The sequence below is a fragment of the Thalassotalea sp. 1_MG-2023 genome (assembly GCF_030546745.1).
Taxonomy (GTDB): Bacteria; Pseudomonadota; Gammaproteobacteria; order Enterobacterales; family Alteromonadaceae; genus Thalassotalea_C.
On sequence record NZ_JAUOPD010000002.1, the window covers coordinates 146,967 to 167,942 of the forward strand.

A 20,976-nucleotide genomic window follows, 5' to 3' on the forward strand; every position below is an offset into this window, starting at 1 on the left:
GTGAGCAAACTTATGAAAAATAAAAATATTCTGTCGTCATTGAGCTTGGCGATTATTATCTCATTCACAGGGGTCGTCGTACCTAATGCTATTGCGGCATCAACACCTGCGGCTGAGCAAGCTGAACCAGAGAAAGGTCCACACCGTGGGCGCATGTTACGAGATGGTGATTTTGCAATTGAACTATCTATTTTTGAAACAGGTGTACCGCCAGAGTTTCGCGTTTGGGCGACTAATGATGGACAGCCTATAGACCCAAAGAAAGTCGATTTAAACGTGAAATTAATTCGCTTAGGCGATGGTACTGATGATATTAACTTTAATGCTCAAGGTGACTTTCTTCGCGGTGATATGGTGATTTATGAGCCTCACTCTTTTGTTGTTGCCATTGAAGCAACTTATCAGGGTAAAAAGTACAATTGGCGATATGACAACTTCGAGGGGCGCACCACGATTGAACGGGCAGTTGCCGATGCAATGGAAATCAACACTGAAATTGCAGGCCCTGCGACCATTCATCAAACCATACCTGCTTATGGCAAATTAAGTTTACCTGTGGACGCTAAGCGAAACATTGCTGCCCGTTTTGATGGTGAAATCAGCAAGTTACATGTCAATTACGGTGAAACCGTTAAAAAAGGTCAAACACTATTCACAGTAGAAAGTAATGAAAGTCTTAAACCCTACGTTATTAAAGCGCCCAATAACGGTGTTATTACCCAGTTATTCGCAAACACGGGTGAGCAAACGGGTGGTAGAGCCTTACTAACCATTACCAATTTTAATCGCCATATTGCCAAATTAGCGGTTTATCCTTCGGATTATTCCAAGGTGAAATTAGAAACGCCAGTAACGTTAAACGTTGAAGGTCATGAAGACCCCTTTGCAGGTAAGGTGTCATTTATTGAGCCTAGCGTGAGAGAAGATCAGGCGCGATTGGTTTGGGTTGAATTAGCGGATGGTAACTTTAATGAGGGGAGTTTTGTTAAAGCCGACATAGAAGTTGCAACCATCGAAGTACCGCTGGCTGTTAAACGTGTTGGCTTGCAAGGCTTTAGAGACTTTACAGTCGTTTACGCCAAAGTGGGTAAGCAGTATGAAGTTCGTATGCTTGAGTTGGGCCGCGCTGGAGACAAATGGATTGAAGTATTAGGTGGCTTAAAAGCGGGAACTGAATACGTGACCGACAATAGCTACATTTTAAAAGCCGACATCGAAAAGTCTGGCGCATCACACGATCACTAGGAGCGTATAAATGTTGGAGTCAATTTTACGCTTTTCGATAAAGCGCAAATTCCTTGTGATGGTGATGGTGTTAGCAGTGTCAGGTTTGGGTATTTGGAATTTTACCAAACTACCGATTGATGCGGTGCCCGATATCACCAATGTGCAAGTCATGATCAATACCGAAGCGGCTGGCTTTACTCCTTTAGAGGTAGAGCAAAGGGTAACCTTTCCGTTAGAAACTGCGTTATCGGGTTTACCGGGATTAACATATACCCGCTCAGTTTCTCGTTATGGCCTGTCACAAGTGGTCGCAATATTCAGTGATGACACGGATGTCTATTTTGCCCGGCAGCTTGTTAACGAGCGTTTATCAGCAGCTCGCGCTGAGTTACCGCAGGGCTTAGATCCTCAACTTGGGCCAATTGCAACAGGGCTTGGTGAAATCTTTATGTTTACTGTTGATGCTGAGCCTGATGCAACACATGCTGATGGTACATTAATCACACCAACAGATTTACGCACAGTACACGATTGGACGATAAGACCGCAATTGATGAGAGTGCCGGGTGTGGTAGAGGTAAACCCTATAGGTGGTTTTGAACGCGAGGTTTTAGTTGCATTTAAACCTGAAAAGTTACTTGCTTTTGGGCTGTCACAAGCTGATGTGGTTGATGCAATTTCACAAAACAATCAAAACCAAGGTGCAGGTTTTATTGAGCAAAATGGCGCACAATGGTTGCTGCGATTGCCCGGTCAAATCACTGGTATGGACGCAGTTGGTAATATTCCGCTTAAATCCATTGATGGTTCTTCACTTTATATAAAAGACGTAGCCGATATTGAAAACGGCAAAGGGCTAAGAACGGGCGCAGCTACACAAAATGGCCGTGAAGTGGTGATGAGTACGGTATTCATGCTTATTGGCGAAAATAGTCGAACTGTTGCCCACGCAGTAGGTGAGAAGCTTAAAGAAATAAATGCAACGTTACCTGAAGGCATTGTAGCAACCGCTGTTTATGATCGTACTAAATTAGTTGATAAAACCCTACAAACGGTTCAGCTTAACCTGACCGAAGGTGCGTTATTGGTTATTGTCGTACTCTTTGTTCTATTAGGTAATTTCAGAGCTGCATTTTTAACAGCACTAGTGATCCCATTTGCTATGTTAATGACAGTGACAGGTATGGTACAAACTCGCGTGAGTGCGAACCTGATGAGCTTAGGCGCGTTAGATTTTGGTTTGTTAGTCGATGGTGCCATTATCATCGTAGAAAATTGTCTTCGCAGGCTAAGTCAAGCAGGAAACAATCCTCTGCCACTAAAAGAACGTATGGAATTGGTTTTCGAAGCGACAAAAGAAGTCATACGTCCAGCATTATTTGGTGTGTTTATTATCACTGCGGTATACCTACCTATTTTTGCCCTAGAAGGGGTTGAAGGTAAAATGTTTCACCCGATGGCGATCACAGTAGTTATCGCTTTACTTAGCGCGATGCTGTTATCGGTTACCTTTGTACCTGCTATGGTTGCCTTACTATTCAAAAAACCTGTGAAAGAAAAGCATAGTCCAATTATTCGTGGTGCTGCGGTTATTTATAAGCCCTCATTGAGGTGGGTATTAAAAGCCCGTTGGTTCGTGGTTGTAGCCGCAACAGTATTAGTTGGTTTCTCAGGTTATCAGGCGACTAAGCTAGGTAGTGAATTTACACCTAATTTGGATGAAGGTGATATTGCCATGCACGCGCTGCGAATTCCGGGTACGTCATTGTCTCAAGCAATCGCGCTTCAGGAATCTTTAGAAGATAAAATTAAACAAATGCCAGAAGTTGAACGCGTCTTTGCCAAAATAGGCACAGCCGACGTTGCAACAGATGCCGTTCCGCCAAGTGTCGCAGATAACTTCATTATCCTGAAACCTCGCGAGTTATGGCCTGATCCAGACAAAACTAAAACACAAATCGTAGAAGAGTTAGCCGCGCTGGTAGAGCCAATTCCGGGGAACCGCTATGAGTTTTTACAGCCAATACAAATGCGTTTCAACGAATTGTTAGCTGGGGTAAGAGCCGAACTTGCGATAAAGGTGTTTGGTGATGACTTTGATATGTTGACTACGTTAGGCGCTGAGATAGAGGGTGCAATTTCTCAGGTTGAAGGTGCCGTTGATATACAAGTTGAGCAAACCACTGGCTTACCTATGCTTAGCCTAGTGCCAAATCGTGAAAAACTGATGCAGTTTGGCATTAGCATTAGCCAAATACAGTCTCAAGTGGCAACGGCTATGGGTGGTACAATCGCAGGTAAGTTTTATCAAGGCGATGTCCGTTCTGATATTGTGGTGCGCCTTGCAGAGTCTAAGCGTAATGATATCGATTCATTACCTTATTTACCGATAACTTTGGCTGATGGACATTCAGTACCGCTTAAAGAATTGGTTGATATTGAGCTTATATCTGGCGCTAACCAAATTAATCGTGAAAACGGTAAACGTAGAATGGTTGTTACAGCCAACGTCCGTGGTAGAGACTTAGGAAGTTTTGTTGCGGATATTAAAACTGCAATTGATGAAAGTGTTGAAATCCCGGCTGGTTACTGGGTGGAATATGGTGGCACCTATCAAAAGCTACAATCTGCTTCAGAACGCCTAAGTATTGTTGTACCTGTCACCTTAATCATGATTGTTGGTTTATTAATCCTTGCACTTAACTCCGTTAAAGATGCAATGATCATATTTGCAGGGGTGCCTTTAGCATTAACAGGTGGTATTGCCGCGCTATTATTACGTGACATTCCGTTCTCCATTTCGGCAGCAGTTGGCTTTATTGCCCTGTCGGGTATAGCCATCCTCAATGGACTGGTTATGGTGTCGTTTATTAGAGACTTGCGTAAAGATGGGCTAGTACTTGATAAAGCTATATTTGATGGCGCATTAACTCGTCTTCGACCTGTGCTAACAACGGCACTCGTCGCATCATTAGGGTTTATCCCTATGGCGTTAAATACAGGTATTGGTTCAGAGGTTCAACGTCCTTTGGCGACAGTGGTCATTGGTGGCATTATTTCGTCAACGATTTTGACTCTGTTTGTCATTCCTGCCTTATACAGAATTTTACATAAAGAAAAGGAGTCTATTTTGACTGATGTTGAAGTATTGGAGTCTCAAGATGCCAAGTAATATGATTAAAGTACTAATCTATCTGACTATTGCGCTGTTAGCGCTTGTCAGTGTTGAAGCCTTGGCTCACGGGGTCGATGACAAAACCAGAGCGTTTTTAGAGCAAAATACAGGTGTGCAGTTTATTCCGTTTTTATACATAGGTGCTAAGCATATGATAACGGGCTACGACCACTTGCTGTTTTTAGTTGGTGTCATCTTCTTTTTATATCGTAGCCGTGACGTACTTTTGTACGTCACCATGTTTACTATCGGTCATAGCACAACATTACTATTTGGCGTATTAAGCGATATTCAAGTCAATGCCTATTTAATTGATGCCATTATCGGTTTTTCTGTAATTTATAAGGGCTTCGATAATTTAGGCGGCTTTAAGCGTTGTTTTAATTGGCAACCCAATACGCAATGGGCGGTACTGATTTTTGGCCTGTTTCATGGCTTCGGTTTGGCGACTAAATTACAGGAGTTTAGCCTAGCTGAAGATGGTTTAGTGTCTAATTTAATTGCGTTTAATATTGGTGTTGAGCTTGGTCAATTCACGGCACTTGCACTGATACTTATTTTGATAAATGCATGGCGGAAGTTGCCGTCATTCCAACGATTTTCAACAATAACCAACACAGCGTTAATGAGTGCAGGTGTAATGCTAATGGGCTTACAACTCACTGGTTATTTCACCCTTTAATTTATTAAAGAATATAGAAAGTAAAAGAGAATTTTATGCAACATACAGTTAGTACACAAACACTCATTAAAGCAAGCATTTCAGCGGTCATTGTCGCAGCCATCGTGCTTATTATAATAATATTACCAGCCGAATATGACATCGATCCTACAGGCGTTGGTGGTAAATTAGGGTTAACAGCCCTAGCACACGCTGCTGAAACGAAAACAACGCCAATAGAGACTACTGAAGGCAGTGATGAGTTTCAAACAGTAGAAGTGACCGTCCCTGCGGGACGCGGTATCGAATATAAATTTTATATGAAGCAGCATGAAAAAATGACTTATGAATGGTTAACTGATGGTGCTCCATTGTACTTCGATTTACATGGTGAGCCTGAAGGTGACACAACGGGATATTTTGAAAGCTACGCCATTGCTACAACTAATGAAATGAAAGGCAGCTATACCACGCCATTTGCTGGTTCTCATGGTTGGTATTGGAAAAACAAATCAGATAAACCAGTGTCAGTACAGCTACTGGTTAAAGGACAATATGAAGTTATTGGCCTTAAACAATAACGAATTTAACTATATGAATTCCACACGAAATGGAGACTAAAATGAACAAACTAATATCAATTATTGCACTTTGTGGTGCTTTGCTTACTGGTAATGTACAGGCACATGGCGATCATGGTGTCATCAGCGGTCAAAAAGCTGTTAGCATCGCTGCAACACATATTCAAAAGATGACATTTAAAGACACTGGTTTTGAAGTTGGCAAGTTAGATGAGTCATGGAAAAATATTGACAAGTCGCAACTTTCGATTGCTAGTGTTGAAGACAATTTCTACGTTGTAAGTGCGTCTAATCCTAACAATGAAAATAAGCTTTATTTCCAAGTTGCTAAAAACGGTCGTGTTATGGCTGTTAAAGATAAAAACGATTTTTAACAAAATAAAAAGGCACTTTTTGATACAAGTATGAGGTGCTTTTATTTTTGTATTTAAAGTCCGCTATTGGCACATATGCGACTGTCAGATTTGGTTAAGTTCTATTGATCGAGTCAGATAGATCAAGTTAAGGCTGATTCAAATTAGGCTAATAATAACAGCGTAAAGTATCACTTTTCTATTTGAACTGTTGCGCTTTACGCGAATAGTGACAGGCAATGAGAATTTGAACTTTCGTTGTGTGGCTTAGGATTATACTAATTGTTCGTCAACCATCTATTTTAACAAGTCGCTATTTTAGGGTTGCTTTGCAACCCTAATCCTCGTTCATATCGGCGAATTTAGTATTCGTTTGTGATATGTAGGCTTTAAGTCACCATTCGTAATAGCTTTAAAATGATTATTAGCTACATTTGTGATTGTAAATAATTTTCTAAACCAATGGTTTTGATCAACCTAAGTTGTTGCTCTAACCAAAACGCATGATCTGTTTCAGTATCATCAATCAAGGTTTGCAGCATGTTACGAGTCACAAAGTCTTTTTTCTCCTCACAGAGTGCCATCGCGTCTTTTAACGCGTTATCAACGGCAAGCTCTACATCTAAATCATTGCTAAGCATCTGTGGCACGTCTTTACCAATATCTAAACCTGTACGCGTTACCATATCGGGCGTACCCTCTAAAAATAGAATGCGTTCTATTAATAATGTGGCATGACCTTTTTCATCATCAAACTCATGGTCGATACGTTCAAATAGCTTTGTTAAACCCCAATCATGATACATTCTTGAATGAATGAAGTATTGGTCCATTGCAGCTAATTCGTATGCTAACAAGCCGTTTAAGGCGTTAATAATTTCTGTATTACCTTTCATAATAAGTCCTCTATAACTGTGCTTGTAAATACTTCTCTAAACCCATTTGCTCAATTTGGTATTCTTGTGTCTCTAACCAGTCTAAATGCTCTTCTTCGTAATCAAGAATTTCAACCAATAGTTGGCGAGTAACAAAGTCTTTCTCTTGTTCGCAAACCACAATCGCTTGTTTCATTTGTTCGATTTGGGCTAATTGAAACTTAGTATCGCATTGCAACATTTCTTCGGTTTTTTCACCGATTGACAGTGCACCAAGTCTTTGTAAGTTAGGAAGCCCTTCTAAAAACAACACGCGTTCAATAATGGCATCAGCCTGCTTCATGTCTTTTATCGACTTTTTATAGCATTGGTCATTTAACTTATTAAAGCCCCAATTTTTATACATTCTTGCATGTAAAAAATATTGATTTATGGAAGTAAGCTCGGTGGTGAGTACTGTATTTAATGACGTAATGATAATGCTTTGACTTTGCATGAATAGCGCCTCGTTAGCAAATGGTGGTTCAATTATAGAACTTGCGGGCTAAAAGTCAAAAAAACAAATAAAATCAAGGGTTTAATATTGAAAACCATTCTTGTTTCTATTTCTATTAATTATCAATTTGTATAGGTGTTTTATGAGTGTAGCTAAGGAAGGTTTAGATAAGTTTAGGTAAAAGAGAGGCTTAGCCAACATTCTGAAAAAGAGTTTCATCAATAATAGTGTTATCAATAATGCGTTGTGCTGCTTTTACACAAGAACCACAGTCTTTTCCAACAGCAAGATGTTTTTTTAGCTCACGTACTGAACCTGCGCCTTCATTGCGCACAACTTCTTGAATATCTTTATCTGTGATGCCATTGCAAATGCAAACAAACATAATGCTACCCTTAATGATTATGCGAGTGATAATAGTTATCATTTGGTTAAAATGCAAGCATAATATTTGTCTTTTTTCTGATGAAAAAAATTATCTAGATAAGTCAATGTGATACTAAAAAATTGAAGTAAAAATAAATATTCAAGTGGCTACTTCACAGGCATGTTAATTTTCTGTTACTATTGTTATGTTATAACATATCTATTTTGTAGGGTGTTCTAACACCTGAAAAAATACAATTGTTTTATATTATTATTTGGATTTAAACATGAAAAAAATGCTGTTCGGATCAGTCGTAATGGCCGGAACATTTACCCATACATTTGCAATATCAGCTGAAGAAGCTATAGAAAAAATTGAAGTTACAAGCAACAGAACGCCTTTATATGACACACGCGATGTAAATGCAGCTGCCCTTGGTATTAAAGATACGCAGTTATTACCAATTTCGATACAATCTTTTTCCTCAGAGTTACTTTCTGAACAGCGTGCGCGTACCTTAAGTGATGTTTTATTAAATGATGCTTCAGCACAAAACACGGCGATTGGCGCTGTTTTTGATGTTGTAAGCTTGCGGGGCTTTCAATTAGATTGGACCAATGGTTTAAGGCGTGATGGTTTAGCGCTTGCTCCTTACCAAGATGTACCGTTGGAACATATCGAACGTATTGATGTATTAAAAGGACCGTCTGGGGTTATTGCTGGTTTTAATAATCCTGGGGGCACAATTAATTATATTACTAAAAGACCAACGAAAGATAAATTTGCTGAAGTTACTGCTGAACTTAGAAGTCAGCAGGGAAAGTATATTCATATTGATGCAGGTGGTTCACTTGATGAATTTTCTAATGCAGGATATCGAGTAAATGCTGCAGTTGAAGACACAGGCAACTTTACTGGAGGAGATGATTTAAAGCGTTATTTTTTCAGCGGTGCCGTTGACTGGTCTTTATCAGAAAACACTTTATTGAGAGTTGACGCTGATTTTCAAGATAAAAAAGTGGTGTCGCAGCCATTAATTGGTTTAACTTACATAGGTGATGAGGCTATATTGCCGCCGTATGTAGATCTTAGCGAGGTATTGTTAGGTCAACCTTGGGCGAGATACGAAACGCAAACTGTTAATGTAGCAACACGGTTAGATCATTGGTTTGCAAATGACTGGAAATGGATCACACAAATCGCTTTTGCAAAAAATGATCGTTTTACAATCTTCCCTGATATCTATCAGGTTGACTTAACAGGAACTGTGTTATCTTCAGATATACTGGTAACACCTGATGAAGAATATAGCTCTATTTCTGGGCATAGCATGCTCAACAAAAATTTTACCTTAAGCGATATGGAGCATGATCTCGTTTTTGGTCTGAGTTATCGTCAATATAATGCGAAAGACGGGCGTTGGTTTAATTTAACCAACCCAGTTGCCAATATATTTTCACCTGTTCACGTAGATAGACCTCAATACCCAGAGTATCCGCTGGCTACCAACACGAATACTGATGAACTGTCTTATTTCGTTACAGATACTATACATGTAAATGATAATATTTATGCAACTGTTGGTTTAAGGCATATTTCATATCAAAAGAAACAACAACTACCAGACGAGCAGTGGAAACAAATAGAAAACCATCACTTTACTACCCCAATGATAGGCGTTAACTATAACCCTAACGAATCATTCGCTTATTATTTGAATTACTCTGAAGGTACAGGCGAAGGTGGAGTCGCTGTTATTGGTAGTGGGGCGCTTAATGAAGGAGAAACATTACCCCCTCAAGAAAGTGAACAAATTGAAGCGGGGATAAAGTGGCAAAGAGAAAGCACCAGCTTTACTGCGGCAATATTTAAGATTGAAAAAAAGTTAGAATACCATAATAAAGATACGAATTTTTTTACTCAAGATGGCAAGCAGGAACACCAAGGTATTGAGTTAAACATTAATGGCGAGGTACTAACTGGAATGTCCATGGTAGCTTCTGTAAGTTATTTAGATGCAAAGCTGACAAGCTTAGTGGGTAACCAAGCATTAAATGGTAACCAACCCGCGAATGTAGCTAAGTTTAAAGCCAATGCGTTTATTGATTATCAACTTCAACATTTTCATGGTCTTAATGTGCAGCTTGGCGCTTTTTATGTTGGTAAAAGGCAGCAGAACGTCAATAACACGCTAAGCCTACCTTCATATTTACGTGTTGATGTTGGCGTTAAATATCAAATGGAACATATAAACAGTATATTTAGGGTTAAAGTCGAAAATGTATTTGATAAGGCTTATTGGAGTTCAGCGGGAGCAAAAGGTATTGATTGGGGAGTTATGCCTGGTAGAGGTAGAACGGTAATGGCATCTTATACTTATTCATTTTAATAAATGCGTTCATTGCTAATCAGTGTGACAGCATAGATTTGGAATGAACATTGTAGTGTCTGATTATTAGCATTATGATGTTGATTACAATTGAACACACATTTTTTAGTTAAACTCCGGTCTAATTAATAGGCTTATAGCAAAGAGGAAAACGTGATGAATAAAGTGAATAGAATTATCTCCACATTATTATCTGTTTTATTTGTTGTGCCAATGGCTTTAGCTGGGACAAGTGAAGTAACGTGGCAGAACCCGGATAAATATAGAGATGTGCATGCTGGGCAAGAGCATAGAGCTAAGTTTAAAAAGCGCGTGTTTAAAGAGTTTGAACAGCACTTTGCTAAACTTGCAGAGCAACTTCCCAAAGAACAGGTGTTAAAAGTTACCGTAACTGATGTTGATTTAGCTGGTGATGTTCATGAAACCATGGAGCGTATACGTGTGATTAAAGATATTCATATCCCACGTATGAAGTTTTCATATCAGTTAGTTGATGCTTCAGAGCAAATTCTTCAAGAAGGCGAAGAACATTTGAAAGATATGGGCTTCATGATGCGAAGTAGTTTGCGCTATAACAACTCTTTTCTTCATTATGAAAAAGTGATGTTAGACGATTGGTTTGAAAACACCTTCGAACAATAAATTGAATATATAAATGACTTAAAAAGGCTGGTTTACCAGCTTTTTTTATTGCCCTTTATTAGCGCATTAGTGGATCAAAATAAAACATTTAGTGCGTTTTGAATATTTATATTTTATTTAATACACTGAAAAATAAATAAAAAATGTGTTGGTATGTAACTTGTTTAACTTGATAATAAAAATGTTGTTAAGAGTTAAGCGTGAATTTAAACACTCAACACCCCCAACTAACACTGCTTTTGATTGAAGATAATCAAGAACAGGTGCGATCATTTACTCATGCATTAGTGCATTCTCATTATCACCTTTGTTATACCGCGCCCACGAACGATAGCTTGTTAAAAAACGTAGAAGCCTTTCAGCCAGATGTTGTTATTGTCAGCTTAGCAAATAGCTCTCAATGCCTATTAGAGCAATATCGCGTGGTTATGCAATACATGGCAACGCCAATCATTGTGTTCTCATCTTTACATGATAATCAGTCTATTAACAAAGTGATTGCTTCTGGTGTGAGTGCTTATATAACGGGAAGAATTGATTTTAATCGCGTCACGGTAATTTTAGACACGGCAATTGCCAGGTTCAATGAGCTACAACAATTGAAAAAACAATTAACGGAGACTAAACAACAGTTAAATAATCAACGTGTAATTGCTCAAGCAAAATGTTGGTTGATAGAACACCAAAAAATGTCGGAGCCTGTCGCGTATCGATATTTACAAAAAGTAGCGATGGATAAAGGGCAGAAATTAGAGCGGGTCGCTGAAAGTATCATGTCAATAACAGGAATAGCTTCACATGAGCAAAACTAACAGAACGCCTGCCAATATCATTCATCTAGGTTATATGCCATTAACCGATTGCGCGCCTATAGTTGTTGCACATGAGCTTGGTTTTTTTACTGAGACAGGTTTAACGGTAAAGCTAGAAAAGCAGTATTCATGGGCAGTGATGCGGGACAAACTACATGCAGGAGTATTAGATGCGGCACAATGTTTAGCGCCTATGCCATTGGCAAGTGCTCTTGGTTTATCGTCTGATAAAACCGAAGTGATTGCTCCGATGATTCTGAGTCAAAATGGTAATGCAATTACAATATCTGAACAGCTTTATGCTCAAGTAAAAGTAGTAAACCAATTAGATCATATTGATTTTCCATTGAGTGCAACTCTGTTAAAGCCCATAATAAAAAAAAGAAAGCGGAAAAAAAATCTGCTTAAGTTTGCTACCGTTTATCCTGACAGTTGCCATTATTATCAATTGTGCAGTTGGTTTGAACATAGCGGTATCAGGTTAAGTGATATAGAAATTATCATTGTGACACCGTCAAATATGGTAGAGGCATTAGCTTGTGGTGACATAGATGGCTTTTGCGTTGGAGGCCCTTGGAACGCAAAAGCTGTACGAGATGCTGTAGGCGTTACTGGAGTAACATCGAGTGATGTCTGGCCAGACATGCCTGAAAAAGTATTGGCCTTTCTTAATCAATGGTATCAACAGCACTCGAGCGAGGCACATGCATTAATTTGTGCCTTACAAAAAGCGTGTAATTGGTTAATACCAATCGCAAATCGACTAGAAGCAGCGAAAATGCTTAGTCAATCATCATATTTAGGTTTGCCATTATCAGTCATAGCCCCTTCGTTAATGGGGAGTTGTTTAGTGCATCATCAACATACACCGAGAGATGTTCATCGCTACAATCGGTTTGCTGACGTCAATCAACCAATCAATGAACCTACTTTATATCAAGGCGAGTGGTTACTTAACCAAATGAAGAAGTTGGTTAAAATAGATAAAAAGTTAATCAATGATACCTTGGTGTCTTCAGTGTATCGTCAAGACATTTATCGTAAAGCGTTAGCGTTACCCACCACCGATTTTATGTAAATATGAGTGCAAAATAGTGCTTTTTGTGCGCTATTTTGAAGCAAACCTAAGTACAAAAAATTTCATTTTTTATGGTGCAACATTAAAAATCCTTACATAACAAATGGTTAGTTGTTTTTTCTTAGTCTGGCACGTATCCTGAATTAACTTATCTATCAAAGATGATTTAGCGCGATTGCTTTAAGTCATTTCCCTACAATGACTGTAGGTTTTTTAACAATAAACTGATCAACTACTTAGTGTAGTAAAAAGGTAAGTTAGGCATCGAAGCCCGTATGTGTCTGTTCGCAGAGCACTACGGGCTTTTTATTTGGAGGAAAACATGCTCGCAGGTATTTTTCAATGTACAAAAAAATGGCGTGAACACCTAGTTCGTAATTACAAATGTATCGGGTTAATGATTATGCTCTGTGCCCCCACCAGTCAAGCCAGTGATTTAGGTTACCCTGAAAAAGAAGAATTGACGTTTGGATTCATCAAGCTAACCGACATGGCGCCGATCGCAATTGCTTATGAAAAAGGTTTTTTTGAAGATGAAGGTTTATACGTCACTATTGAAGCACAAGCAAACTGGAAAGTATTACTTGATGGGGTTATCGATGGGCGATTAGATGGCGCCCATATGCTTGCAGGCCAACCTATTGCTGCAACCATAGGGTATGGCACTAAAGCTGAAATTATTACGCCATTTTCCATGGACTTAAATGGGAACGCTATAACGGTATCAAATGACATTTGGCAACAAATGAAACCTTTGATACCAAAGCAATCAGACGGAAAGCCTGTTCATCCGATAAAAGCAGATGCCTTAAAACCGATAATTGATAAATTTTCGGCACAAGGGAAGCCGTTCAATATGGGCATGGTATTCCCAGTATCAACACACAATTACGAATTGCGCTATTGGTTAGCGGCAGGTGGAATTCATCCTGGGTATTATGCACCGCATAAGGGAGACACGTCAGGGCAAATTGATGCTCAAGCATTGCTGTCTGTAACACCTCCTCCTCAAATGCCTGCAACATTAGAAGCTGGAACTATTCATGGTTATTGCGTCGGTGAACCATGGAATCAACAAGCGGTATTAAAAGGTATTGGTGTCGCCGTTGTCACAGATTATGAAATTTGGAAAAACAACCCAGAAAAAGTCTTCGGTATTACTAAAGCGTTTGCTGACAAATACCCTAACACTACCGTTCGATTAACCAGAGCGTTAATTCGAGCAGCTAAATGGCTAGATGAAGATAACAATAAAAACCGTTCAGAAGCGGTAACAATATTGTCAAAATCTCATTATGTTGGAGCTGATTACGATGTTATTGCAAACAGTATGACAGGTACCTTTGAATATGAACCTGGGGATGTTCGAGCAGTTCCTGACTTCAATGTATTCTTTCGCCACAATGCAACCTATCCCTATTACTCTGATGCTATTTGGTATTTAACGCAAATGCGTCGTTGGGGGCAGATAAGCGACGAGAAATCTGATCAATGGTATATCGATATCGCCAAGAAAGTGTACCGTCCCGATATCTACATGAAAGCAGTACGTTCGTTAATTGACGACAAATTAATGATGCAGGCTGATTTTAGTGCTCTTGAAAATGAAGATGGTTTTAGAGACCCACAACAACACTTCATTGATAACATAATTTACGACGGAACAAAGCCAAATGAATACATTAATAAATTCACACTTGGCTTAAAATCTGACGATAAAATTTAATTTATTCTCGCCCAACAATAGGAGGTTTCATGATAAAAGCATTCTCAAAATCAGGTTTCAATACCTTGAATAATGACTTTATGTCTCAGTGGTTTGTTCGCATATCCACTACAGTAAAAGCCATTATGTTACCCATAGTTGGTATCGCTTTCTTTCTAGGGTTATGGACGATTGCTGCCAATAATATTGACACCTCATTAGGTCAGTTTCCTGGTCCTAAAGCGGTGGGAACACAAATAGTTAATCTTTATCAAGAGCATGTGGATAGCCGCGAAAAAGAGCAAGCTTTTTATCAACGTCAAGAATTGCGTAATGCAGAACGACTGAAAAAAGATCCTAACTATCCGGCTAAAATTCGCGATTACACCGGTAAGGAAACGTTTTTAGATCAAATTATTACTAGCTTAGTAACCGTGATGAGTGGCTTTTTATTAGCGGTGATCATTGCGATTCCTCTTGGAATTTCTGTAGGGCTTAACAAATCATTAAACTTGGCAATTAATCCGATTATTCAAGTTTTTAAACCGGTTTCGCCATTAGCATGGTTACCGTTAGTGACCATGGTGGTAAGTGCTGTCTATACCAGTGATGCTCCGATGTTTGATAAATCATTTATAAATTCAATGATCACGGTCACTTTATGCTGCGTGTGGCCTATGGTGATAAATACTGCTATTGGCGTGTCGTCAATTAATCAAGACTGGCTCAACGTAAGTTCAGTATTACGCTTACCAAGCCTTGTACATGTAAGAAAAATTATATTACCCGCATCAATACCCGCGATATTTACCGGTATGCGTTTATCGTTAGGCATTGCATGGATGGTATTAATTGCCGCAGAAATGCTCGCGCAAAACCCAGGTTTAGGTAAGTTTGTTTGGGATGAATTTCAAAACGGTAGTTCACAATCACTGAGCCGCATTATGACCGCGGTATTCGTTATTGGTTTTATTGGCTTTTTACTCGATAGAGCCATGTTAAAAATTCAACGTTTTGTTTCTTGGGACAAAACAACAGTCAACCGCTAAGCCAAAGGAGTTGCAACATGAGTACATTATTAAACATTAGTAAAATAGACATGGTGTTTCCAACACCGAATGGCGACTTTACCGCCTTAAAAGAGGTCGACTTACAAATCAAAAAGGGTGAATTTATCTCCTTAATTGGTCATTCAGGTTGTGGTAAATCAACAGTATTAAATATTGTTGCCGGTATACATCAAGCAACAAAGGGAGGCGTACTGCTTAATAATAAAGAAGTTCTCGAGCCTGGCCCAGAACGTGCGGTGGTGTTTCAAAATCATTCGTTATTACCATGGCTAACGGCCTACCAAAATGTTGAATTGGCGGTAGATCAAGTATTCAAAAAAACGTTTACTGCACCAGAACGTAAAGAGTGGATAGAACACAATCTTAAGTTAGTGCATATGGAGCATGCTATGCACAAACGCCCAGATGAAATTTCGGGAGGTATGAAGCAACGCGTTGGTATTGCGCGTGCGTTGGCAATGAAACCTGAAGTATTACTGATGGACGAACCGTTTGGTGCACTTGATGCACTAACACGTGCGCATATGCAAGATTCCTTGATGGATATTCAAGAAGAGCTAAATAATACCGTGATCATGATCACTCATGATGTTGATGAAGCTGTTTTACTTTCTGATCGCATTATCATGATGACTAATGGGCCTGCAGCAACCATCGGTGAAGTGCTAGAAGTCGATTTACCGAGACCTAGAGATAGATTGTCGCTGGCTCAAGATGTGGAGTATAACCGTTTACGATCAGCGGTATTAACTTTCTTATATGAAAAACAACGCAAAGTTGAGCCTTTAAATCACGGCCAAAAAAAGCAACAAAATGCCCCAACGAACAAAAAGGTTGATGTAGCGTAATAAAGCCAATGATTGTTAGCGATATTATTTTGAATAACATTTTGTAATACCAATTCGTATAAACAGCAGCGAACTGCATTTTACGGAAGGTATCAATTCAATATTCTCTGTTTAAGGAACCTTTATGAAAGGCACTACTTTATCATTGGCACTGTTTTCATCCATAAGTTTAACGTTGCTTGTGTTACCCGTTATGGCGGATGAGTCAGTGGATGCAAGTTTTGATTTTCGTTTACGCTACGAATCTGTTTCACAAGATAATTTGTTAAAAAATGCAGATGCGTTAACGTTACGTACTCAATTACGATTACAAACCCCGCAATATCAACATTTTTCTGGTTTTATAGAATTTGCAGATTCTCGTGACGTTGGGCTTGATCACTATAACGACACGAATGGGTATGGCACGCAATATTCAGTCGTTGCGGATCCAAACACCACAGAAGTCGATCAAGCTTATGTGCAATACCAAAATAAAGGTGTGACTGTAAAGCTTGGACGACAAGTGATCGCTTTAGACAATCAACGTTTTGTTGGGCATGTAGGTTGGCGACAAGACAAACAAACATTTGATGCTGCCTCTGCTAGCTATCAAGCAACTGATAACATAGAAGCAAAGTATGCATACGTAACTCAGCGTAATCGTATTTTTGCTGAGCAAAAAGATAGTAAAGCGCAAGATCACCTTTTCAATGTAAGTATTAACAGCAAACTTGGTAAGCTTTCTGGTTATTCATACCTACTTGACGCCGATGAAGGAGTAACAGATTCACTGACGACTCATGGTGTGCGCTTGGCGGGTAAAAAATCATTGAGTGATATTGCTTGGTTATACCGTATTGAATATGCAAAACAACAGGCAGATAAAGCGGATAAGCAATTTTCCACTGACTATCACTTTGCAGAACTTGGCGCGACTATTCAGGGTGTAACGATAAAAGGGGGGATTGAAATATTAAGTAGCGATGCGGGTGAGTTTGCTTTCTCGACTCCTTTGGCAACATTACACGCTTTTAATGGTTGGACAGATCAATTTTTAGCTACTCCTTCCGTTGGCTTACGTGATCAATATATTTCGTTTAATGGAACTATGCTTCAAGGAAAGTGGGCGCTTGTTTTTCACAACTTTACTGCTGATAATGCCAGCAATATTGATGATGACTTAGGTGACGAACTGAATATTTCCTACGTAAAAAAACTAAGTAAAACGTATTCTGCTGGAATTAAATTTGCTGCTTATTCAGCTGGAAATAATACTATCGGAAAAGTTGATACTGATAAATTATGGCTTTGGCTAAGTGCTTCTTTCTAAGCCAATCAAAAGTTGTTAAACGATTACCGTTACCCCGTACAAAAAAAACGCCTTTTTGTAACACTAAACAGGATCATCTTGGTGATTCTGTTGTCACTTCTTTTTTATATCTCATTTAACAGTTATTGCGATATTTCAACCGATTCGATTTTGACAGCGCAAATTAACGTCAACCCCTTTCAAATCAATGGTTCGCCCCTAATTAGTGCGAATTTTGCTCACACAGGTGCAAAGCTTGGTAAAAACAAAGGGTGTTTTCTTGTAAGTCATTGAATTTAAATATTAATAATTATTGGCATTACGGTTGCTTTACTAACGATAGAACAACCAATTTTACGCACAATTAGCTTGCTTACCAATGATAAGAATACCGTGCAAAACCATTATTTATTGATGACATTTCTGAAGATAGATAACGAGGTTTTTTAAGGGACATTGTGTGGGCAAATATAAGAATAAGGAAACAACATGTCTAAACAATGTAGGGTCGTTATCGTGGGAAACGGTATGGTGGGACACCACTGTGTTGAACAACTTATCGAATTACAACAGCAAGACGTGAAAATCGATATTACTGTGTTATCAGCTGAAAGTCGTTTAGCTTATGATCGAGTTCATTTATCAGAGTTTTTTGCCGGTAAATCAGCGCAAGATTTAGCATTAACTGATGAAAGTACGTACGATAGCTGGCAAGTGAATTATCGTACCAATGCAAAGGTTATTGATATAGATAGAGAAAATAAATCTATTTCAACACATGTTGGTGAATCATTTTGTTATGACAAGTTGATCCTTGCAACAGGATCTTATCCTTTTGTGCCACCGATCCCCGGGGGAGAACAACCACATTGCTTAGTATACCGCACGATTGAAGATTTGCTCGCGATCGAAAAGTCGGCAAGTACCAGTAAAGTGGGTGTGGTGATCGGTGGCGGCCTGCTCGGTTTGGAAGCTGCAAATGCATTAAAACAGCTAGGTCTTAAGACCCACGTTGTTGAATTTGCACCGCAACTAATGGCGGTTCAAGTGGATGCAGGTGGTGGACAGGTGCTAAAAGAAAAAATTGAAGCATTAGGTGTTTCAGTACATACCTCAAAAGCAACAACATCAATATCCCGTGGGGACACGTACCGATACAAATTGATTTTCTCTGATGATTCAGAGTTAGAAACTGATATGATCTTGTTTTCTGCGGGTATCCGCCCCCATGACCAACTTGCACGCGATTGCCAATTAACCGTTGGGGAACGTGGCGGTGTGACGATTAATCAGCAATGTCAAACATCAGATCCTAATATCTATGCGATTGGTGAATGTGCTTTATTTAATCAGATGATCTACGGCCTTGTCGCCCCCGGTTATAGTATGGCAAAAACCGCAGCACAGCATATTCTTGCTTTGCCAGACGCTAGCCAGTTTTCGGGTGCTGATATGAGCACTAAATTAAAGCTCATGGGCGTAGATGTTGGGTCAATCGGTGATGCACATGCTAAAACTGAAGGCGCACTATGCTATACCTATGTTAATCAACCCGCGGGTATCTATAAAAAAATAGTCGTAAGTGAAGATAATCAAAGGTTGCTGGGTGCGGTTTTGATTGGTGACACCAGTGAATACGATACATTACTTCAATATAAGTTAAATGACATTACTTTACCTGAGTCACCAGAAACGTTAATACTCCCTATGGCTGAAAATAAGCCGACTTTAGGTGCAGACGCATTACCTGATACCGCCACTATTTGTTCTTGTTTGAATGTCACAAAAGGCGATATTACCCAAGCCATTGATCAAGGCTCTTGCACAGTTGCGGACGTTAAATCATGTACGAAAGCAAGTAGTGGCTGTGGTGGTTGTGCAGCGCTGTTAAAAAGTGTTGTTGATAGTGAACTTGAAAGCCGTGGTGTTGAAGTAAAGAAAGATATTTGCCAGCACTTTCCATTTTCGAGACGTGAATTGTTCGATATTGTAAAAATTGAAAAAATTCGTTCATTCGATGAATTGTTGACTAAGCATGGGCAGGGCTTGGGTTGTGAAATTTGTAAACCCACAGCGGGCTCAATTTTAGCGTCAGTATGGAACGACTATATCTTGGCTAACGAGCACCTTGCTTTACAAGATACAAACGATAACTTCCTGGCCAATATGCAAAAAGATGGTACCTATTCAGTCGTTCCGCGTATACCTGGTGGCGAGATAACGCCAGAAAAGTTGATTAAAATCGGCGAGGTAGCACAGCAATATAAGCTATATACCAAAATTACCGGTGGACAACGAATTGACATGTTTGGCGCGCGTGTTGAACAGTTACCCGAGATCTGGAAAACCTTAATAGAAGCTGGCTTAGAAACAGGCCACGCTTATGGTAAGTCAGTCAGAACTGTAAAATCTTGTGTGGGAAGTACTTGGTGTCGCTTTGGTGTGCAAGACAGTGTGTCAATGGCGATCGCGATTGAAAATCGATACAAAGGAATCCGTGCGCCTCATAAATTAAAATTTGCCGTGTCAGGCTGTACACGTGAATGTGCCGAGGCACAAAGCAAAGATATAGGTATTATTGCCACAGACAAAGGTTGGAATTTATATGTATGCGGTAATGGAGGTATGAAGCCTAGACATGCTGACTTGTTTGCTACCGACCTAGATGATACTACGCTAATTCAATACATTGACCGTATTTTAGCATTTTATATTCAAACCGCAGAGCGCTTACAACGCACTTCGGTTTGGTTAGAAAGTTTAGAGGGGGGATTAGCTTACTTACAGCAAGTCGTGATCGAAGATCACATAGGTATTTGCCAATCATTAGAACAGCATATGACAGAGATTATTGGTAAATATCAGTGTGAGTGGACGACAACTTTAAACAATCCAGAAGCCTTAAAGCGTTTTAAACAATTTGTTAACTCTGATGAAAGCGACGAAAACATTCAATTTGTCACTGAGCGAAATCAAATTCGTCCCGCAACTGAAGCAGAAAAATCTAACCAAGTAATCGCCGTGGAGGTCTTGTAATGACGACGACCAATGAACAATGGATCAATGTATGTAAACCTGATGATTTGATTGATAATGCAGGCGTTTGTGCCTTAATTAATGATAATCAACAAGTAGCTCTATTTAGTTTACCGTCACAACCTGAACGGGTTTTTGCTATTACCAATTATGATCCTATTGGCAGTGCCAACGTGTTGTATCGAGGAATTGTTGGCTGTCAAAATGGTGAACCCATTGTCGCAAGTCCTCTGTATAAGCAACAGTATTCGTTAAGAACCGGGAAATGTATTCAAGAAGAGACAGCAGTAACGTGTTTTAAAACGCGTATTGCTGAAGGATACGTACAAATTTTTCGTGAATAATGCTAAGCCGATATAAAGAGTATTTA

General features: G+C 39.4%; 18 protein-coding genes. 15 read left to right on the forward strand and 3 right to left on the reverse strand.

Features of this window, described 5'->3' with window-relative positions:
* The first annotated feature begins 12 nt into the window (after positions 1-12).
* Genes Q4489_RS02195 through Q4489_RS02215 form a run of 5 tightly spaced genes read left to right on the forward strand, consistent with a single transcriptional unit; the run spans position 13 to position 6,018 of the window.
* Positions 13-1,245 carry an efflux RND transporter periplasmic adaptor subunit gene (locus Q4489_RS02195; protein WP_303476448.1) on the forward strand — a complete coding sequence of 411 codons (1,233 nt, stop codon included), beginning with the start codon at positions 13-15 and terminating at the stop codon, positions 1,243-1,245.
* A 10-nt stretch (positions 1,246-1,255) separates the two neighbouring features.
* Positions 1,256-4,399 carry an efflux RND transporter permease subunit gene (locus Q4489_RS02200; protein WP_303476450.1) on the forward strand — a complete coding sequence of 1,048 codons (3,144 nt, stop codon included), beginning with the start codon at positions 1,256-1,258 and terminating at the stop codon, positions 4,397-4,399.
* Positions 4,389-5,084 (forward strand): HupE/UreJ family protein, encoded by a 696-nt coding sequence (locus Q4489_RS02205; RefSeq protein ID WP_303476452.1) that lies wholly within the window; start codon positions 4,389-4,391, stop codon positions 5,082-5,084. Before Q4489_RS02200 ends, Q4489_RS02205 begins: the two co-directional genes overlap by 11 nt.
* A gap of 35 nt (positions 5,085-5,119) precedes the next feature.
* Positions 5,120-5,644 carry a hypothetical protein gene (locus Q4489_RS02210; protein WP_303476454.1) on the forward strand — a complete coding sequence of 175 codons (525 nt, stop codon included), beginning with the start codon at positions 5,120-5,122 and terminating at the stop codon, positions 5,642-5,644.
* Positions 5,645-5,685: 41 nt separating this feature from the next.
* Complete coding sequence (locus Q4489_RS02215) at positions 5,686-6,018, forward strand: DUF6488 family protein (RefSeq protein WP_303476457.1); 333 nt, start codon at positions 5,686-5,688, stop codon at positions 6,016-6,018.
* Positions 6,019-6,425: 407 nt separating this feature from the next.
* Here the strand turns inward: Q4489_RS02215 and bfr (Q4489_RS02220) are convergent, their stop codons facing one another.
* The 3 genes from bfr (Q4489_RS02220) to Q4489_RS02230 all read right to left on the reverse strand — a co-directional run bounded on the left by bfr (Q4489_RS02220) (position 6,426) and on the right by Q4489_RS02230 (position 7,753).
* Positions 6,426-6,893, reverse strand: coding sequence for a bacterioferritin (bfr, locus tag Q4489_RS02220; RefSeq protein ID WP_303476459.1), 468 nt, complete (start codon positions 6,891-6,893; stop codon positions 6,426-6,428).
* A gap of 10 nt (positions 6,894-6,903) precedes the next feature.
* Positions 6,904-7,368, reverse strand: a complete 465-nt coding sequence (gene bfr, locus Q4489_RS02225; RefSeq protein WP_303476461.1) for a bacterioferritin — start codon at positions 7,366-7,368, stop codon at positions 6,904-6,906.
* 190 nt (positions 7,369-7,558) lie between these two features.
* Positions 7,559-7,753: a (2Fe-2S)-binding protein gene (locus Q4489_RS02230; protein ID WP_303476463.1), complete on the reverse strand. Its 195-nt coding sequence runs from the start codon at positions 7,751-7,753 to the stop codon at positions 7,559-7,561.
* Between the two features lie 268 nt (positions 7,754-8,021).
* Here Q4489_RS02230 and Q4489_RS02235 point away from each other — a divergent pair, with 268 nt between their 5' ends.
* The 10 genes from Q4489_RS02235 to nirD all read left to right on the forward strand — a co-directional run bounded on the left by Q4489_RS02235 (position 8,022) and on the right by nirD (position 20,950).
* Positions 8,022-10,124, forward strand: a complete 2,103-nt coding sequence (locus Q4489_RS02235) for a TonB-dependent siderophore receptor (RefSeq protein WP_303476466.1) — start codon at positions 8,022-8,024, stop codon at positions 10,122-10,124.
* A gap of 156 nt (positions 10,125-10,280) precedes the next feature.
* Positions 10,281-10,766: a DUF3016 domain-containing protein gene (locus Q4489_RS02240; RefSeq protein ID WP_303476469.1), complete on the forward strand. Its 486-nt coding sequence runs from the start codon at positions 10,281-10,283 to the stop codon at positions 10,764-10,766.
* Positions 10,767-10,966: 200 nt separating this feature from the next.
* Positions 10,967-11,578, forward strand: coding sequence for an ANTAR domain-containing response regulator (locus Q4489_RS02245; protein ID WP_303476472.1), 612 nt, complete (start codon positions 10,967-10,969; stop codon positions 11,576-11,578).
* Positions 11,565-12,656, forward strand: coding sequence for a CmpA/NrtA family ABC transporter substrate-binding protein (locus Q4489_RS02250; protein ID WP_303476475.1), 1,092 nt, complete (start codon positions 11,565-11,567; stop codon positions 12,654-12,656). The genes Q4489_RS02245 and Q4489_RS02250 overlap by 14 nt, the downstream gene beginning before the upstream one ends.
* Before the next feature lie 397 nt (positions 12,657-13,053).
* Complete coding sequence (locus Q4489_RS02255; RefSeq protein WP_303476803.1) at positions 13,054-14,382, forward strand: CmpA/NrtA family ABC transporter substrate-binding protein; 1,329 nt, start codon at positions 13,054-13,056, stop codon at positions 14,380-14,382.
* A gap of 80 nt (positions 14,383-14,462) precedes the next feature.
* On the forward strand, positions 14,463-15,410 hold the full coding sequence (locus tag Q4489_RS02260) for an ABC transporter permease (RefSeq protein ID WP_303476805.1): 948 nt from the start codon (positions 14,463-14,465) through the stop codon (positions 15,408-15,410).
* 17 nt (positions 15,411-15,427) lie between these two features.
* Positions 15,428-16,279, forward strand: coding sequence for an ABC transporter ATP-binding protein (locus Q4489_RS02265; protein ID WP_303476478.1), 852 nt, complete (start codon positions 15,428-15,430; stop codon positions 16,277-16,279).
* 124 nt (positions 16,280-16,403) lie between these two features.
* On the forward strand, positions 16,404-17,591 hold the full coding sequence (locus Q4489_RS02270) for an alginate export family protein (RefSeq protein WP_303476480.1): 1,188 nt from the start codon (positions 16,404-16,406) through the stop codon (positions 17,589-17,591).
* A 468-nt stretch (positions 17,592-18,059) separates the two neighbouring features.
* The gene (gene nirB, locus Q4489_RS02275) at positions 18,060-20,606 is read left to right on the forward strand and encodes a nitrite reductase large subunit NirB (RefSeq protein WP_303476484.1); all 2,547 of its coding nucleotides are present in this window, start codon (positions 18,060-18,062) and stop codon (positions 20,604-20,606) included.
* Positions 20,606-20,950 carry a nitrite reductase small subunit NirD gene (gene nirD / locus Q4489_RS02280; protein ID WP_303476487.1) on the forward strand — a complete coding sequence of 115 codons (345 nt, stop codon included), beginning with the start codon at positions 20,606-20,608 and terminating at the stop codon, positions 20,948-20,950. The genes nirB and nirD overlap by 1 nt, the downstream gene beginning before the upstream one ends.
* Positions 20,951-20,976 lie beyond the last annotated feature (26 nt).

What these genes read in the sequence shown, in the direction of transcription:
- Q4489_RS02215 (WP_303476457.1), top strand. Translation starts at nt 5,686, where the DNA reads ATGAACAAACTAATATCAATTATTGCACTTTGTGGTGCTTTGCTTACT.
- Q4489_RS02210 (WP_303476454.1), top strand. Translation starts at nt 5,120, where the DNA reads ATGCAACATACAGTTAGTACACAAACACTCATTAAAGCAAGCATTTCA.
- bfr (WP_303476461.1), bottom strand. Translation starts at nt 7,368, where the DNA reads ATGCAAAGTCAAAGCATTATCATTACGTCATTAAATACAGTACTCACC.
- Q4489_RS02240 (WP_303476469.1), top strand. Translation starts at nt 10,281, where the DNA reads ATGAATAAAGTGAATAGAATTATCTCCACATTATTATCTGTTTTATTT.
- Q4489_RS02260 (WP_303476805.1), top strand. Translation starts at nt 14,463, where the DNA reads ATGTCTCAGTGGTTTGTTCGCATATCCACTACAGTAAAAGCCATTATG.
- bfr (WP_303476459.1), bottom strand. Translation starts at nt 6,893, where the DNA reads ATGAAAGGTAATACAGAAATTATTAACGCCTTAAACGGCTTGTTAGCA.
- nirB (WP_303476484.1), top strand. Translation starts at nt 18,060, where the DNA reads ATGTCTAAACAATGTAGGGTCGTTATCGTGGGAAACGGTATGGTGGGA.
- Q4489_RS02200 (WP_303476450.1), top strand. Translation starts at nt 1,256, where the DNA reads ATGTTGGAGTCAATTTTACGCTTTTCGATAAAGCGCAAATTCCTTGTG.
- Q4489_RS02230 (WP_303476463.1), bottom strand. Translation starts at nt 7,753, where the DNA reads ATGTTTGTTTGCATTTGCAATGGCATCACAGATAAAGATATTCAAGAA.
- Q4489_RS02195 (WP_303476448.1), top strand. Translation starts at nt 13, where the DNA reads ATGAAAAATAAAAATATTCTGTCGTCATTGAGCTTGGCGATTATTATC.
- Q4489_RS02250 (WP_303476475.1), top strand. Translation starts at nt 11,565, where the DNA reads ATGAGCAAAACTAACAGAACGCCTGCCAATATCATTCATCTAGGTTAT.
- Q4489_RS02270 (WP_303476480.1), top strand. Translation starts at nt 16,404, where the DNA reads ATGAAAGGCACTACTTTATCATTGGCACTGTTTTCATCCATAAGTTTA.
- Q4489_RS02265 (WP_303476478.1), top strand. Translation starts at nt 15,428, where the DNA reads ATGAGTACATTATTAAACATTAGTAAAATAGACATGGTGTTTCCAACA.
- Q4489_RS02255 (WP_303476803.1), top strand. Translation starts at nt 13,054, where the DNA reads ATGATTATGCTCTGTGCCCCCACCAGTCAAGCCAGTGATTTAGGTTAC.
- Q4489_RS02235 (WP_303476466.1), top strand. Translation starts at nt 8,022, where the DNA reads ATGAAAAAAATGCTGTTCGGATCAGTCGTAATGGCCGGAACATTTACC.
- Q4489_RS02205 (WP_303476452.1), top strand. Translation starts at nt 4,389, where the DNA reads ATGCCAAGTAATATGATTAAAGTACTAATCTATCTGACTATTGCGCTG.
- nirD (WP_303476487.1), top strand. Translation starts at nt 20,606, where the DNA reads ATGACGACGACCAATGAACAATGGATCAATGTATGTAAACCTGATGAT.